The sequence below is a fragment of the Pantoea sp. X85 genome (assembly GCF_029623675.1).
In the GTDB taxonomy this organism is placed as follows: Bacteria; Pseudomonadota; Gammaproteobacteria; order Enterobacterales; family Enterobacteriaceae; genus Pantoea; species Pantoea leporis.
On sequence record NZ_CP121108.1, the window covers coordinates 631,031 to 647,058 of the forward strand.

Consider the following 16,028-nt stretch of genomic DNA (forward strand, 5'->3'; position numbering starts at 1 on the left):
GCTCAACGGAGTCCGGAAATGAATGAACACATCGTGTCTGTCGAGCCGGCCAAGGCCTACAGGCTGATAAATCACGGGCCGGCGACGCTGGTCTCAGCGCGCTATAACGGAACGGACAACGTCATGGCGGCGTCATGGGTCTGCGCGCTGGATTACGATCCGGCGCGGCTGACCGTCGTGCTGGACAAAACCGCATATACAAGAGAGCTGATTGAAAAAAGTCGTTCGTTTGTGATTCAGGTACCGGTGGCAGCCCAGGCATCACTCGTGCATTTCCTCGGCTCGCATTCGCTGGCCTGCGAAGCGGATAAGCTCACGCAGTCTGGCGTATCGCTGTTTGCGCTGCCCGGCGCGGATGTGCCGGGGGTTTCAGGATGTGCGGCGTGGCTGTATTGCGAACTCATTCCTGAAGAGCATAACCAGCAGACCTATGATTTATTCATCGGCGAGATCAAAGGGGCGTGGGCGGACAGTCGCGCTTTTAAGGACGGCCACTGGCAGTTTGAAAGGGGAGCCGCCGACTGGCGAAGCCTGCACTACATTGCGGGCGGCCACTTTTACGCTACCGGAGAGGCTGTGGAGGTGCACGATGCGTCGCTGCTGACGCCAGGTGCGCCGAAGGGCTGACCTCATGTGCGCGTCATCACGTCAGTATGAGGTTCAGGCTGTGGCCGTAGGAGTTTGCCGGCTTGCCAGCAGGATAATCTGCTCAGAAATCCGCCGGACGTCCTCGTCAAGGCTTTCAAGGGGGCGGTGAATAAGCCCCACGTCGCGGTAAAATACCTTATCTCCGAGGCCAATTGCCCTGACGGACGCCGGCCAGCGCCGCCAGTTGGCGGTCCGGGGCAACAGGGCAACGCCCATGCCGTTACTGACGAGCTTGAGGATGGCCTCAAGCTCGTCCACCTCACAGATTTCGTTGACCGAAAGACCCATTTCGCGAAGAAAACGGTCAACCTGGCGCCCGCCAAACGACGAACGATCGTAGCGGATGAAGGGCTGGCCGCTAAGCAGCGCGGCTATGTCGTCACCGGCAACACCTTTTGGCACGATAAGATGGAACGGTTCATGGGCCAGCGTGCTCCACTGCAGCCCCGCCGTCAGTGCAAAAGGGGGCTTCAGCACTGCGGCCATATCAATTTCGCCTGCGTCAACAAGGTTAATCAGGTCCATCGATAGGCCAGGTATAACGCGTATGCGGCAGCCGGCACTCTGTCTGCAGAACGTCGTCAGCGCATCCGGAAGCAGGGTTCGCTGTACCGAGGCAATGGCGCCTATCGTAATGGTTTTACCGGGGGTGTATCGGTTCAGTCGCTCACCCAGACCGTCATACAACGAGAGAAGCTCCTGCGCCTGAGAGACCAGCTGCACGCCTTTCTGATTCAGGCGAGCGTTTCTTCCCGACCGGTCAAACAGCGGAAAGTTTAAGTCGGCTTCAAGCCTCTGCATCTGAGCGCTGACGGCCGCCTGAGTCAGCCCTATTTTGTTGCCTGCAGCGGCAAAAGTCCCTTCCTTTGCCACCATCAGAAACGTTTTCAGTTCACGGATCATCACGCCCACAATTCACAAATTTTATTTGTTATATATAAAGATATAAATTGATTTTAATCAAATTAAATTATCCATAAGCTCATTTGTGACGGTAATGTTAATGCAGGCGAGCCTTTTGACTCTCAATCCGCATTTAGCATTACACCTCCCGAAACTATCCATCCTGCCGCAAACCGGCGGATATTCTTACTGAGGATGCATAAATGAGCCTTTCCCCCTTCCATCTGGCGATACCCGTATACGACCTGAAAGCAACACGTCATTTCTATGGCGAGGTCTTTGGCCTGAATGAAGGCCGCTCAAGCGAGCAGTGGGTGGACTTTGACTTTTATGGCCATCAGCTGGTCATTCACGAACATCCTAAAACCGCCTCGCAGGAGAGCGTGCACTCCAACTCCGTCGACGGTCATGACGTACCTGTCCCGCACTTTGGCATCATCCTGAAGTGGGAGGAGTGGGAGGCACTTGCCGAACGCCTCAGATCTTTTAACACTAAATTTGTCATTGAACCCTACATCCGCTTTAAGGGACAGGTTGGCGAGCAGGCCACCATGTTTTTATTCGATCCGTGTGGTAACGCCCTTGAGTTCAAGGCGTTCAAAGATATGAGTCAGCTTTTCGCGAAATAACTTTCCCGGCACGGCTCCAGGCCGTGCCACATCACACCTTCACCCGACTATTTTAGCGTGGCTTCTGTCTCATTCAGGCGGAGGTTGCTCCTGTTCAAACCGAGGGCGTAATGAAAAAAATAACACTGGTGTGGCAGATTGTTATTGGTCTTGCACTTGGAATCGTTGTGGGCTGGTATTTCAATACGCACCCCGAGTATCAGCAGTGGGTCAGCCACGAAATCCTCAAGCCGCTTGGCGATATTTTTATCAAAATGATGAAAATGGTCGTGGTGCCGATTGTCTTCTGTTGCATGATTCTGGGCATAACCGGAAGTGGCGACAACAGGTCGTTCGGGCGAATGGGCGTGAAAGCGCTCGGCTATTTTTTTACCGTGACGGGAGTGGCTATCGTCTTTGGACTGGTGCTGGCTAACCTTATTTCTCCCGGCGAAGGCACCAGTATTCAGGGAATGGCGCACGGCGACGGGCACATGAAGATGGAGCCGGCGCGCGGCGCCCTGGTTATTCTGCAGAATATTGTGCCTGATAACCTGTTTGTTGCGCTTTCAGAGGGCAAACTCCTGTCAGTTCTGTTCTTTGCCGTGCTGTTCGGCCTGGCACTTAATGGCCTTCCCCGGAACAAAACGGCACCTATCCTCGGCGTTCTCCAGAGCGTATCCGATGGCATGTTCCGGGTGGTGTCGATCGTCATGGCATACGCGCCAGTTGGCGTGTTCGGCATGATTGGTGCCACGGTGTCCACGTTTGGTTTTGCCTCCCTTTTGCCGCTGCTCAAGCTAATTGGCACCGTCTATCTGGGGCTGATTTTATTTGCCGTGATGGTGCTGGGCGGGATCTGTGCGCTGATCGGCGAAAACGTTTTTAAGCTGATAAAGCATTTTCGCCAGGAACTGGTGCTGGCATTTTCAAGCGCCGCTTCTGCAGCGGTGATGCCTCAGCTGATGTACAAGCTAGAGCGCTATGGCGTACCGGGGCGGATCGTCAGCTTCGTGGTGCCCGTGGGATATGCTTTTAACCTTGACGGAGCGTCGATATTTCTAGGTGTGGCAACCATATTTGTCGCTCAGCTTTACGGTATTGACCTGACGCTGATGCAGCAGGTGATTTTAGTGGTTACGATGGTGCTGACCTCGAAAGGGGCGGCCGGTGTACCGGGGTTCGCCATTCTGATCCTCTCCGCTACTCTGGCATCTGCGGGACTGCCGCTTGATGCCGTTGCCCTGATAGCCGGGATATTCCGTATTATCGACAGCGGTACGACGACGCTCAACGTGCTGGGAAACGTTGTTGCTCCACTGGTCATTAACCGATGGGAAAAAGAACCACGGGCCTTTGAAGGCTCACAGCCGGACCTGAATAAACGCTGATACGAGAATTAATGGGGAACATTGTATGTTCCCTGTAACGCTACTTTACGTCTGCTTTGAGCGAAAAGCGGAAGTTGCTTTTCGCTCATACATCAGCAAATGAAAAATGGTTTGAGCGAAAATCTCGATATAACAGAGCAGTCATTTGAGGAGGGAGTAACACGACTTTCTAATTACATGAAAAGCGCTCTGTGTAAACGAACAATATAATCTGCATCAGGGTTTGTGCGTTTATCACCCATACGCTCCTGTATTGCCTGAACTGCAATATCCCGGCGCACGGGTAATCGTACCTTTTCCGCTGAAGCCAGCGCAGATTTCATTTGTTCATATGTGAGGTCCGTACAGTAGCACGGAGCACCTGGCTGTTGGCGCCAGGACTCCTCAAGGTTACCCGCATCAAAGGCATCGAATCCCGTATCATTAACAAAATCCATGATCACTATCTTGTGCTCTTCGATATTCCCTGCCACCGGAATTGCAACACGCACTGGCGATCCCGATGTTGAACCTTTCCTGGCGAGAGAATCTGAACCTATGGCATTCCATGCCTTGATAAGCGGACGGTTCAGCAGATGTGCCACCCACAGACTTTCAACCTCACCATCTGAGAAAGTGTCAATGATGCCATCACGATGTGGATAGTAGTTGGAGGTATCAGCAACGATAACATCCTGAGGCAGATTGCGTAGCAGAGACGCGATATCCGCAAGCTTTGCCATAGGTATGGACAGGATGACTACCTGCGCGTCCTGCACGGCACTGTCTGTATCAGATGCTTTAGCGCCCGTTTCAAGCACGTCGGGGTCTATCGTTTCTGGTCCGCGTGAATTTGCGACTTTTACGAAATGACCGGCAGCTGCAAGACTGCGGGCAAGTGTTTTACCGATATGACCGGTTCCCAGGACAGCAATCCGGTACTTTTCTCTATGTGTCATAGGCTCTCCTCTTTAACTCAGGCCGTTACTGCACGGTTACGTTTGACGATCACTTCATGTGTTAGATGATCGCCTGCAGACATGAATTCCCTGATCAACGCATCTCTGTTCAGTGGTGCGCGGGCTTTATCCGCCGCCTGAAGGGCCGCTCTAAGTTCTGCGACGTTAAGCTCAGTGCAGTAGGCCGGAGTACCGGGCTGTTGCCGCCATGATTCGCTAAGCATACCGGCGTCAAATGCATCGAAACCACTCTGACTGACCAGCTCCATCACAACAGACTTTGCTGCGGAGTCGTCGCCCGCAACAGGAATAGCAATACGGGACGGAGAACCTGCATCCTGACCTTTCTCTTTAAGCGTCTCGGCCAGAACAGCATTCCAGGCTTTGATGAGATGGCGCTGAACTGTTTCACTGGCGTACACGCTTTCAGGCTTACCTTCACGGATCTCACTGATGTCCCCGTCACGGAAAGGATAATAATTAGACGTATCAATGACGATCACGCTTTCAGGGACGTCGCGCATTAACTCAGCAAGTTCGGTATGCTTATCAAAGGGTATAGAGAGGATGATGACGTCAACTTCTCGTACGGCTTCCTGGCGATCAACCGCCAGTGCACCCACTTTTCGCGCCAGCTCTGCAATGCTCTCCGGTCCTCTTGAGTTCGCCAGTTTGACTTCATGGCCCTGCACAGAGAGCTTGTTTGCCAGCGTCGCACCAATATTTCCGGCGCCAATAATGCCTATTTTCATAGCTGTACCTTTTGTATGAGTGGAGGATGATCAGTTATCAGCGGGATGGGCAAAGCCATTCAGGGTATCCCGTAACTCCTCGAGCTTTTCATCCGATAGCTGACAGGCTGATTTGATTCTTTCGGTTACGAGCCACAGCTCACTTTGCAAAGCGAGCCCCTCATCCGTAAGGGTAATGAGAACTCGTCTTTCGTCTGCGCGGTCACGAGTGCGGATTATGCGTCCGGCAGCCTCAAGGCGCTTGAGAACGGGCGTAATGGTGCCGGTATCCATGCCAAGCTTATTCCCGATATCCCCCACGGTGCGTGGGGTGCCATTAAACAACTCCAGCATGACCAGATACTGTGGGAAGGTAAGTCCCAGCGGGTCCAGGAACGGCTTATGTAAACGGTTCATTCGGCTTGCCGCACCATACAGCGCAAAAGAGAGCTGTGTTCCTATTTCCTGTTGTGACTGCTTGTTCATATGCCAACTCATTATCTAGCTGTTGATTATCTAGCGCACTAGATAAAAGCATATAGTAAACTTTTCGTTGGCTAAAGAGTGATGAATAAGTAATTCGTGCGGTATGACAATAACAACAAATCACACCGAAACGTTTGCCGCCGGAAGAATACAGGCATCCAGGCGATAAGAGGAGGTCCGCTTGTGGCACAACGCGGACATTGATGGCGACAAAAGCAAGGGAGTGTCATTGTCATACTGGACGTTCAGGTTATTCTGTCCAATGCATGGCAGTTCGCTAATCAGGAAATGAAGTCGGGACGGTTTAATGCAATTTTTTCAGATACATCCTCGATAAGCTGCAAACAGTTTTCGAGAAATGAATCGTCCACTTTTATTAGTCCATCTATTCCGGTTACATCTCCTTCTTCAAAAATTGGATTTGATGGGGTTTCTACGACGAAAGGAACGGAATGAATTTTACTGACTAAAATTTTATAACTACTCCCTTCCCCATGCTTTAACGCGTTGACTGCGAGATAGCAGTTATGAAAGTCCTCCTTTAACGCCAATTCACCTGCCTTTTCGAGAATTGTCTCTGCCTCCTTAAAACCGTTACTGCAATTTAGTCTTCGTTGCAGATGAGCTTCAAAAATTGAAAACATTCCTACAACCTGAATCATCCTTTGTAGTTTAAGCGCTTGTAAGTTTTTAATTGGTGGTGTCGAACCCGTTTCAGACAGTAGTGTCAATGACTCAGATTCTGCTTCATTTATCATCGATAATGAAAAATGAGTACATCTATATGCAAGTTCGTAAAATGTGTGCATTGTTTGCCTAACCTCGAGATGAGTACTTACTGCTTTTAGCATAACTTTTTGATTCAGACCTACTCTTTTAAGTCTGGTTCCTCCTGGTCGGAGACCAATTCCGTGTCAGTATGGACAGTCAGGTTATTCTGTCCAATGGTTCTGGTTGTAACCTTAAAAGCATCACTCGGAGTAGATTGTTACTGAGCTGAGGGCCAGGCCTTCAAGCTTTTTGTATTTTGCGCAATACTCATTGCTGATAGCCATTCTTTCAGGCATCGTCAGCGTTGGATCTGTCATTGACTTCTTATGTAAAGCCTCCAGTTCTCGTACCTCGTGTTCTAATGAAACAATATTTTTTTCACGCGCATTTTCTTCATTATTCTTCCCGGTACCATCTAACATAAGACGGTCAAAGTATTCAGCTGCCGTCCTGAATTCGTTACATTCTTTCTGAGTAACCTTCATGATCTGAAATCCATACCCAAAATTACGGAAGTCTCCCAATACAGAAATGGCATCTTTTAAGGCATCGGCCAGAGTTACAAGGTCGTCTGAATAATCTGTGTGAGACATTTCGTTCCATACTGATATATGAATGTTTCTCAGTTGACGAAATTCCATCTGTGCGTCGCGGCCATCAATAACGTCAGAATTCTCAAGCATACTTTTCAGATTATTAAGAGAGCAGCTGGCTTTGACAAACAGATCACTTATTTTTGAATAAACATCCTCTGCCGTGGTGACATGCTGGGTAATAATTAGCGGCAGTTTGCCGTGGCTGGCGATGTATTGATAAAAAGCTGTTATTGCTTGGGTTTGGCTGATACCCAGTAAACCTAGCACCTGGTCTACCTGAGCCTTAGTTTCATCATCAATCCGTGCGTTAATTGTGGCCATAGTCGTTTTCCTTTAGTGTTACATGTATAGCCCACAATAATGCAAAAATGCATTACATGCAACAAGGGTAATGCATTTTTGCATTACCCTTGTTTACATCTGGCAGTTTTCAGGTATATGGACGTTCAGGTTATTCTGTCCAGACTATGCAGACTGAAATCTCTGGAACAATCATGAATATCCAATTCACAAACATCACCCCGGACAGCCCTGGATTTACTGAGCTAAGATCGCAGAGCATGGATGAAGGATTTAACATGCTGCGCAGACTGGAAGAAAACTGGCTTAGCGGGCAGAACCGCTTTGACAGGCCCGGAGAAAAACTAATTGGGGCTTCTGTCGATGGATTAATCGTCGGCGTGTGTGGCCTCAACATCGACCCGTTTACGCTAAAAACTGGCATCGGACGTCTGCGACATCTCTATGTAGACTCAGGATGGAGAAAAAGGCAGGTTGGCAGCGCCCTGCTCAGTGAGATACTTAAGGATTCTGGTCACTGGTTTGATTTTATCACCACAAACGCTCCTCCATCGGCATTCACTTTATATGAACGAGCTGGCTTTGTGGCTTTAACCGGCATAGAAAAAGTCACGCACCATCTATGCCTCAGAGAACCAGCGCGTTGATACAGTCACCTCCTGAATAGACCGCATATTCTGTCCGGTAAACCGCTTATTAGGAACGCCTGTCGGGATACAGCTCTGACGTAACCAAACCACCTTCAGGCAAATCAGAGCCATTACAGTTAAATCCGCGCCGCCCTGGACACGCTGCTTTTCTGACCAGGCATGCAGAACGGCGGCTGAAACATCTTCAGGAAATCAAAGGAACTGGCTGGCAGCTTTGAGCGAGGAGCGGACATTGCTAATAGCGTTCTGTGTCTTCAATGGGGGGCAGATAACTTCACCCGTTATTCTGGAAAGGCAAAGCGTAGGGGCGGGTGTTTTTTGTTTGCTGAGGGCCCTCACAACAGCTATCAGCAGCCATAGTTGTGCAGGTTGCCGCAATTAAAATCCTCACGACAACCAGCACATCTGAGCGTTTTAATAATCGAAAGAATGCATGGTGCTTATCAGACTAATACCGCTTTATAGCGTTCAGCCTGTGCCGCAATTTCTCCGTCGGTGATCGTCGCACTTCCGCCGGTAATAAAAGGCTTGAGATAATGCATACCCAGATACCCGGAGATTGTTTCAAAGGACAGCAGATATTCGTTTACCGTATGACCGGCTGCGCCATCAGGCTGATACGCAGACTCAGCACCACCGAGCGAAACGGCCAGCATGAGTTGCTTGCCACGCAGTGCCTGTGTTTCGCCACCATGTGACCAGCCGTAGGTCAGCACATCATCAAGCCACTGCTTGAGCAATGGCGGCGTGCTGTACCACTGCATCGGGAACTGCAGCACAATACGGTCGCTGTTTTCCAGAGCAGCCTGTTCAGCGGCTACGTCAATTTTGCCGTCCGGATAGAGGTCATACAGATAACGCACTTCAGTATCGGGTACAGCCCTTTCCCCGGTAAGTCGCTGCTCCGGGATGCACGCATCCGCCAGACACAGACTTTCGTCTGCACCGGCCGGGAGGTATCAGTTAACGATTTCATCTATCCAGTCTGCAAATGCGCGAACGGCGGGTGACAGAAAACGCTGATGGGGATAAAGCAATGTGACAGGAACAGACGACGGCTGCCAGTCGGCCAGGACTTCAACCAGCGTTCCTTTCTGCAGATGTTCTGCGACCACGTTCTCAGCAAGCTGCGCCAGTCCGAACCCCTCAAGGCACATTTTTATATAGAGTCCCGTCTCGTTGACGGCGGCCTGCCCGCTGACGGAGACAGACAGCGTTTCCGTTCCCTGAACGAAACGCAGTTCATCCGTGCGCCGGCTCTGGCCGGAAAAATAGTGAATGGCCCGGTGATGAGATAACTCGTCAGGTGACTGCGGAATACCATATGCCCTTAGATAGTCGGGAGAGGCACAGGTGATCCAGCGAAACTGCCCGAGCGGACGGGCAACCAGCGTTGAGTTAAGTAACTCTCCGGTTCTGATTACGCAATCCACCCCCTCCTGAACCAGATCGACCTGCCGATCGCTGACGCCGATCATCAGGTAGATATCAGGATACCGGCTGCAGAACGCTTTCAGATTAGGCATAACGACGAACTGAGCTATTCCTCCGGGCATATCAACGCGCAGACGGCCCCGGGGCCGTCTGTTCGCATCGGCCAGACTGGCTTCCGTATGTTCGATCAGGGCCAGTATTTCTCTGCACTGCGCCAGATACTGCAGGCCTTCGGGAGTCAGACTGACCCGTCTCGTGGTCCGGTTCAGCAGACGCACCTGCAGATATTTCTCCAGATTTTTGATGGTGCTGGTAACTGTCGAGGCAGGCAGGGAGAGTGTTTCCGCTGCCCGCACAAAGCTTCCGGCCTCAGCCACCCTTAAAAAAATCTGCATAGCCTGAATGCGATCCATCTGGCTGCTCTCCTGGATATCCTGTGAAAGTGATAAACATCATTATTCGTTAATTCTGAATTATGAAAACGCGTTAGTCATCTTTTTCACATTAATAGGAAGGCGTATCGTTTTCCTGTTTACACATAAAGAGACGATGACAATGACCGATTACTACAGAGATATTGTTAATAATCAGTACGAAAACCCGCCGGTAACGCTGATTCGCGGGGCCACCATACTGAGCATGGACGAGAATGTGGGAAACCTTGAGCGTGGCGATATTCTTGTCACAGGGTCAACGATTACCGCCGTGGGAGAGAACCTTGACGCACCAGGTGCTCACGTCATTGATGCCACCAATATGATCGCCATGCCGGGAATGGTCGACTCTCACCGTCACGCCTGGGAAGGTCAGCTGCGCCGTATCAACCCCAACGCCACCTGTCTGGACGACTACAGCAACGCCACGCACTTTTCGTTCGCTAAGTATTACCGTCCGGAAGATATCTATGTGGGTAACCTGCTGACGGCGCTGGGCGCGATTGACGCGGGCATCACCACAATGATTGATAACTCGCATAACAGCCGGACCGCAGCGCACGCCGATGCCGCCGTTGAGGCCCTGCTTGATGCCGGTATTCGCGCTATCCATGCTTCGGGCGCACCGGTGGCCGGCGAATGGGATAAGGCGCACTGGCCTGGCAACTGGCAGCGCCTGCAGGAAAAATATTTCAGGGACAACCCTGATAGTCTTGTGACGCTGGGCGTCATGGCCCAGCTGGAACCCGAATTGTGGGCTGAGGCCCGCAGACTGGGACTGCCGATTGTCACCGAGTTCTTTGGCGCAGAAATGGCCTCTGAGCTTAAATCACTGCATCAGCAGGGGCTGCTTGGCCCGGACAATATCTTCAACCACTGCACGGCACTGCCTGATGAAGGCTGGGAAATCCTGCGCGAAGCCGGTGTCCGGGTGAACGTCTGTCCGCGATCGGATTCGCATTATGGCATCGAAAGCGGAATGTTCGCCATTGAAGCCGCGCAGCGTCATGGCATCAACCCTGGCCTGAGCGTGGACAATGAAACCTCTTACAGCACCGACATGTTTATGGAAATGCGCGTGGCGTTTTACCTGCAGCGTGTAATGGGTATGCATAAGCAGCACTGCTGTGATTCAGCGCATTCGCTGACGACGCTTCCGGCTGCGCAGCTGCTTAAATCGGCCACCGTCGATGGTGCTTTCTGTGCAGGAATGCAGGACAAAGTGGGCAGCCTGACGCCAGGTAAACAGGCTGATCTGGTGCTGATTAACGCGGCTGATCTCAACCTCTATCCCAACGGAAATGCGTTTGGCACGGTGGTGCATGCAACCGAGCGCAGTAATATCGACACCGTGATGATCGGCGGGCGCATCGTCAAGCAGAACGGCAAAGTGCTGGGAGTGGACAGTGAGCGCCTCCGCGCCGCCATTGATGAATCACGCGAGCACCTCTTTGCGGCGGCAGGGTATGAGCCAGACATCTTTGCGGAAAAATTCCTGCCGCTGGTTCAGGCTAACTGACAGAGACGAACAGCATGAGCGCGATTTATTACGTGATAGCTTTTGCAGCAGGTCTGGGGATTACCCTGCAGACGACCCTGAACAGTCAGCTTGCAAAAGGACTCGGAGGCGACTCTGTCACCGCCGCGTTGTTTTCCTTTACGGCCGGGGCGTTCAGCCTTGGGATTTACTCGCTGCTGCGCGGAGGGTTATTCACCTCCCTTGCTGCCATTCCTTCTCAGCCTGTCTGGAGTCTGGCTGGCGGACTGATAGGTGCCTGCGCGCTGTTTAGCTACGTGGTACTTGCACCGAAAATTGGTTTTTCAGCTCTGCTCGGACTGGCGATTGTCGGGCAGTTGCTCTCATCTCAGATGATCGACCATTTTGGTCTGCTGGGCGCGATTAAGCGCCCGGTTTCTTTACTTAAGCTCGCTGGAATGCTTGTCATGCTGGCTGGGCTCGCCGTCATGCTTTTCGGCGACCGGCTCTCTGAGCGTTTTCTGCATTAACCGAGCGAATAGCTCATTGCGTGCGTATGCATATGTGCAGACGCACGCAGCTTTTATACAGGCGCAATGCGTTAATACCGGGAGAAAAAACATGTTTGCAATAGCTGCTGATGTCAATAATGTGCTGGGAGAGTGCCCGCTCTGGTGTGACAGAACACGCAGGCTTTACTGGACTGACATTGAAAACAGTGAGCTGCTCGCTCTGGAAGAAGATACCGGCATCGTGATGCGATGGTCACTGCCTGAACGTCTCGGCTCGTTTGCACTGACTGAAAAAGCCAACGTCCTGCTAATGGCGCTTGCTTCCCGACTGGCCTTCTGTGACCTTGATACCGGCAAGTTTACCCCGGTAGCAGATTCACCAGGTGAGCGGGGACCCGTACAGGGGATGGACGTTGTGACAGAGACGGCAACTTCGTCTTTGGAACGATGGATGACGGATTTCCGGCGAAAGTTATTGGTAAGTTTCACAGGCTCAATGCAGCGACACTCGCTGTTGAGACGCTTTCTCTGCCTGAGGTCGCCATCCCGAACAGCATCTGCTTCAGCCCGGATGGCGGGACAATGTACTACTGCGACTCAATGCAGGGGCAGATTATGTGCTGCGATTATCCCTCGCTGCAAAACCAGCGCATATTCATAGAAGTCGAAGGTGAAGGCGCTCCTGACGGCTCCTGTGTGGATGCAGAAGGGTATCTGTGGAATGCAGAATGGGGTGGAAATCGTCTGGTGCGTTATCGCCCGGACGGAACAACGGACTGTATCCTGCCTTCTCCCTCCGTGCAGAGCACATGTCCGGTCATTGCGGGTGATACCTTCACAACGCTTTACTGCACCAGCGCAAGCGTGGGCCTTCCTGAACAATCAAAACATGATGGCGCGTTGTTAAAGGCTAACTCAGCAGTATTTTCCGGTTTACCTGAGAGTCGGTTTTCAACATATGAAATGTAACAGTCTTGTCCTTCATACGTAAAAGTGCCTTAACCACAAGTAATGTCGTTAGCGTCCGCTTCTGGCACAAAGCGGGCATTCGGTTAAATAAACGCGGGAGAAGGCGAGATGCTGCAAGCTCAGGTAACAACTTTCTAGCAGTTACTGGGCAGCATTGCCGCCGGACGTAAACTGGAGAAGCTCAGCATCATTCTCTCTGGGCTGTTTATATTTATAGCGAATCGCTTTGGCTAGTAATACTTTCTGGAAGTAACCGGTGCCTGAGGCAGCGGAAAAGCATAATTGCGTAAATCGCTGCCATGCTGGCCGGACTGAATAAGGTGATGTTTACATCGGTCGTTACTCTGGGATCTTTGCAAGCACTGCGGTAATTGGCTAATCGCTGACAAGTTCGCACGTCCAATAGTCTTAGCGCGCCATCGGCTATCCTGCACTTTCTGGAAATCATTCCGGCAAACAAGCTCGATTCGCAGGTGAAGTAAAATCAGCGATGAGCTTACCATTGTTATAGTGCGCCAGCTTATGCAGCATTTCAGCCATCCACAGGGCGTAAGAGCTAAGAGCACTCAATAGTAGAATGCGAGCATCCGGCCACTTCAGCCTCTAAGCGCTATTTGTATCATTCCTATCGCGCTTACATGGAGGCCAACAGCCATAAGATTACGCATATCATAAATATGTTTGGCCTGCTTCTTAAGAGCATCATTCGGTAGCACGGGGCATCACTGACTAAAGCCTCGTAAAAAGTCAGTGGTGCAATCCAATCTCGATCTCAAGGGATAGAGCATGAGCGATTAGCTGCTAAGGTGCGATGATCCCACAGCAACATGACGATATTTACCGGCGAAAGCCGGTTTTTTACGTCCAGACTTCACCTGATATGAATGATAATCGTCACCCTGCACCAATCATTCACAGTATAAGATTATGTTTCTAATCATAAAAATCAATAAGTGAACAATGTGAAGGATAATTATTAAAATCTTTTTTTAGGTGGAAAATGATTATGTGGATTTCAACCTATAGAACGAATCCGCCACATTAAGCAGGCTTTTACTTGAAACGGGCAATACAAAAATTTAGTGAAAGGATATTTATGAAGATTTAGCCAAAAAAATAGGGGGCACATAAGGGGGCATTAGCAGTGCAGGGTTTTTATTTTTTGATTTAAAATCAAGTATTTGAGTTGATTGTCGAGTCCGGCCTTCGCACCATTTAAAGATACGAGAACTTCCGTAACAGTCCGCAAGTTACTAAAATTAAAGCCGAAAGGCTTTTTTTTTGGTTCAAATCCGTCCGAGCCTTATTGTGGTTATGCTAAGGTCGACGGGGCACTTCATCTTCTATTGTCTTTTTCTCCTGAAGTACAATTCAACGCCCACCCGATCAACACCTGACTTTTTTCTTGTTGGTTTCGCTTTGCATCGTCACAGTGAGTTTTAACAGCAGCGCCTGTTGATGATCAGGTCTTGATATTCCATCCTGCGAAATTGGGAAATACATTTAATTGATTGATATTGCTTATTTATATTTCCTTTATTAGTCTCAGTTAATTTTTCCATTCCTGCCGTTTTACTTACCTCATTTCTTATAATTTTCAGCAGACCCGCGGTGCGCGCGAAAAAGAAATCTCGGCAGCATCACAAAAATGAAAATCATCAGATACCTTTCTGTGACAAAAGACACAACCTGATTACAACTTCAGGCACAGAAGGGCGTTTGTCGAGATAATGATTGTACTCTGTACATCTAAGTTTTACACAGTACAACAATCGGCATTGCGAACATATCATCGCGTAAGGCCATGACAAACTTGTGAGGATTATCATGTCTGAGAAAAAGCACACCACGTCTTTCTCTGCCGATATAGAGCAGCAGACCGTTAAGAAGGTGGTTTGGCGTATTTTGCCCTTTCTCATCGTCTGCTATCTGATTGCCATCATTGACCGTGGCAACATCGGTATGGCCTCGCTACAGATGAATGAAGATTTGGGATTATCTAAAGCCGTTTTTGGTCTGGCCAGTAGCCTGTTCTTTGTGGGTTACTTTCTTTTTGAAGTACCCAGCAACCTTGCGATGCAGAAAATCGGTGCGAAGATTTGGATCTCTCGCATCATGGTCTCGTGGGGCATTATCTCGGTCTGTACCGCCTTCGTTGAGAGTGCCAATACACTTTACGTATTGCGTTTTTTACTGGGTGCAGCTGAGGCCGGATTCTTCCCTGGCGTGATTCTCTATCTGACTTACTGGATTCCGGGTAAATATCGCGCCCGCGTGATCGCCACCTTTATGGTTGCCATTCCCGCCGCGAATTTTATCGGCTCGCCCATTTCTGGGGCCATATTGTCACTTGATGGCTGGTACGGCATGCGTGGCTGGCATTGGTTGTTCATCCTGGAAGGCATTCCAGCGGTGGTTTTGGGTATTGCCGCCTTCTTTATGCTGAGCAACAGACCAAGCGATGCCAGCTGGTTAAATCAGGAACAAAAAGCGTGGCTGAATAGCACGCTTGAAGCCGAGAACGCGAAGAAGAAAGCGATCGGCCACATCTCTTTATGGCAACTGCTGCGCCATAAACATATCTGGGTGATGGCGCTGATTTATGCCGGCGCTTCTGCGGCAGGCTCAACGCTGAGCGTTTGGTCGCCGCAACTGCTTAAATCATATGGCCTGGATAACTTCACCACCGGTTTGGTGAACGCCATCCCTTACGGTCTGGCATCTATCCTGATGATTGTGTGGGGCAGAAGCTCCGATCGCAGCGGCGAGCGTCGCTGGCATACCGCGTTAACCCTTTTCCTGATTGCGGGTGGTCTGTTATCTGCCTTCATCACCAACAGTTTAACGGGCAGCGTGGTGATTCTGTCGCTGGTGCTGGTAGGCGCGTATTCAATGAAAGGTCCGTTCTGGGCGCTCGCATCGGGGTGGATGTCTTCCACTACCGCGGCTGCCGGTCTGGCTGCGATTGGCGCCATGGCTAACCTGATCGGCGGAGGATTGATGGTCAACGTTTACGGCATCATCAACCAGGCCACGGGCAGCCACACACTGGCTATGGTGCCGCTGGCGATTCTGTGTGGTATTGGCGGTATTGCCGTGCTGATCATGGGCCGCAAAAAAGAGTTAAACATTGAAGTCGAAAACACCGCGTCGCCGGTGAGTAAATAACGTCACCCTCCC

General features: G+C 50.6%; 14 protein-coding genes and 2 pseudogenes. 8 read left to right on the plus strand and 8 right to left on the minus strand.

Features of this window, described 5'->3' with window-relative positions:
- Positions 1-18 precede the first annotated feature (18 nt).
- Complete coding sequence (locus P6287_RS02865) at positions 19-627, plus strand: flavin reductase family protein (RefSeq protein WP_277974478.1); 609 nt, start codon at positions 19-21, stop codon at positions 625-627.
- Between the two features lie 33 nt (positions 628-660).
- Here P6287_RS02865 and P6287_RS02870 read toward each other — a convergent pair whose 3' ends face one another.
- Positions 661-1,551: a LysR substrate-binding domain-containing protein gene (locus P6287_RS02870; protein WP_277974479.1), complete on the minus strand. Its 891-nt coding sequence runs from the start codon at positions 1,549-1,551 to the stop codon at positions 661-663.
- Positions 1,552-1,754: 203 nt separating this feature from the next.
- On the opposite strand from P6287_RS02870, the gene P6287_RS02875 reads away from it, so the two are divergent.
- On the plus strand, positions 1,755-2,180 hold the full coding sequence (locus tag P6287_RS02875) for a VOC family protein (RefSeq protein ID WP_277974480.1): 426 nt from the start codon (positions 1,755-1,757) through the stop codon (positions 2,178-2,180).
- Positions 2,181-2,290: 110 nt separating this feature from the next.
- Positions 2,291-3,550: a cation:dicarboxylase symporter family transporter gene (locus P6287_RS02880; RefSeq protein WP_277974481.1), complete on the plus strand. Its 1,260-nt coding sequence runs from the start codon at positions 2,291-2,293 to the stop codon at positions 3,548-3,550.
- A 173-nt stretch (positions 3,551-3,723) separates the two neighbouring features.
- Here the strand turns inward: P6287_RS02880 and P6287_RS02885 are convergent, their stop codons facing one another.
- The 5 genes from P6287_RS02885 to P6287_RS02905 all read right to left on the minus strand — a co-directional run bounded on the left by P6287_RS02885 (position 3,724) and on the right by P6287_RS02905 (position 7,393).
- Complete coding sequence (locus P6287_RS02885) at positions 3,724-4,488, minus strand: NAD(P)-binding domain-containing protein (RefSeq protein ID WP_265135659.1); 765 nt, start codon at positions 4,486-4,488, stop codon at positions 3,724-3,726.
- A gap of 17 nt (positions 4,489-4,505) precedes the next feature.
- Positions 4,506-5,240 carry an NAD(P)-binding domain-containing protein gene (locus P6287_RS02890; protein WP_265135658.1) on the minus strand — a complete coding sequence of 245 codons (735 nt, stop codon included), beginning with the start codon at positions 5,238-5,240 and terminating at the stop codon, positions 4,506-4,508.
- A 30-nt stretch (positions 5,241-5,270) separates the two neighbouring features.
- Positions 5,271-5,705, minus strand: a complete 435-nt coding sequence (locus P6287_RS02895) for a MarR family transcriptional regulator (protein WP_277974482.1) — start codon at positions 5,703-5,705, stop codon at positions 5,271-5,273.
- Positions 5,706-5,986: 281 nt separating this feature from the next.
- Positions 5,987-6,436 (minus strand): hypothetical protein, encoded by a 450-nt coding sequence (locus P6287_RS02900; RefSeq protein WP_277974483.1) that lies wholly within the window; start codon positions 6,434-6,436, stop codon positions 5,987-5,989.
- Between the two features lie 240 nt (positions 6,437-6,676).
- Entirely contained in the window at positions 6,677-7,393 is a 717-nt protein-coding gene (locus tag P6287_RS02905) for a type II toxin-antitoxin system RelB/DinJ family antitoxin (protein WP_277974484.1), read from the minus strand.
- Positions 7,394-7,566: 173 nt separating this feature from the next.
- On the opposite strand from P6287_RS02905, the gene P6287_RS02910 reads away from it, so the two are divergent.
- On the plus strand, positions 7,567-8,019 hold the full coding sequence (locus P6287_RS02910) for a GNAT family N-acetyltransferase (protein ID WP_277974485.1): 453 nt from the start codon (positions 7,567-7,569) through the stop codon (positions 8,017-8,019).
- A 446-nt stretch (positions 8,020-8,465) separates the two neighbouring features.
- Here the strand turns inward: P6287_RS02910 and P6287_RS02915 are convergent.
- Together P6287_RS02915 and P6287_RS02920 are read right to left on the minus strand one after the other, a co-directional pair.
- A pseudogene (locus P6287_RS02915) lies at positions 8,466-8,888 on the minus strand (NAD(P)H-dependent oxidoreductase); the annotation flags it as partial.
- 93 nt (positions 8,889-8,981) lie between these two features.
- Positions 8,982-9,869: a LysR family transcriptional regulator gene (locus P6287_RS02920; RefSeq protein WP_161736118.1), complete on the minus strand. Its 888-nt coding sequence runs from the start codon at positions 9,867-9,869 to the stop codon at positions 8,982-8,984.
- A gap of 142 nt (positions 9,870-10,011) precedes the next feature.
- Between P6287_RS02920 and P6287_RS02925 the strand changes: the two genes are divergently transcribed.
- The 4 genes and pseudogenes from P6287_RS02925 to P6287_RS02940 all read left to right on the plus strand — a co-directional run bounded on the left by P6287_RS02925 (position 10,012) and on the right by P6287_RS02940 (position 16,016).
- Positions 10,012-11,409 (plus strand): amidohydrolase family protein, encoded by a 1,398-nt coding sequence (locus P6287_RS02925; protein WP_210080456.1) that lies wholly within the window; start codon positions 10,012-10,014, stop codon positions 11,407-11,409.
- A gap of 14 nt (positions 11,410-11,423) precedes the next feature.
- Positions 11,424-11,897, plus strand: a complete 474-nt coding sequence (locus P6287_RS02930) for a DMT family transporter (RefSeq protein ID WP_029569449.1) — start codon at positions 11,424-11,426, stop codon at positions 11,895-11,897.
- A gap of 91 nt (positions 11,898-11,988) precedes the next feature.
- A pseudogene (locus P6287_RS02935) lies at positions 11,989-12,848 on the plus strand (SMP-30/gluconolactonase/LRE family protein).
- 1,827 nt (positions 12,849-14,675) lie between these two features.
- On the plus strand, positions 14,676-16,016 hold the full coding sequence (locus P6287_RS02940) for an MFS transporter (protein WP_110867458.1): 1,341 nt from the start codon (positions 14,676-14,678) through the stop codon (positions 16,014-16,016).
- The last annotated feature ends 12 nt before the right edge of the window (positions 16,017-16,028 follow it).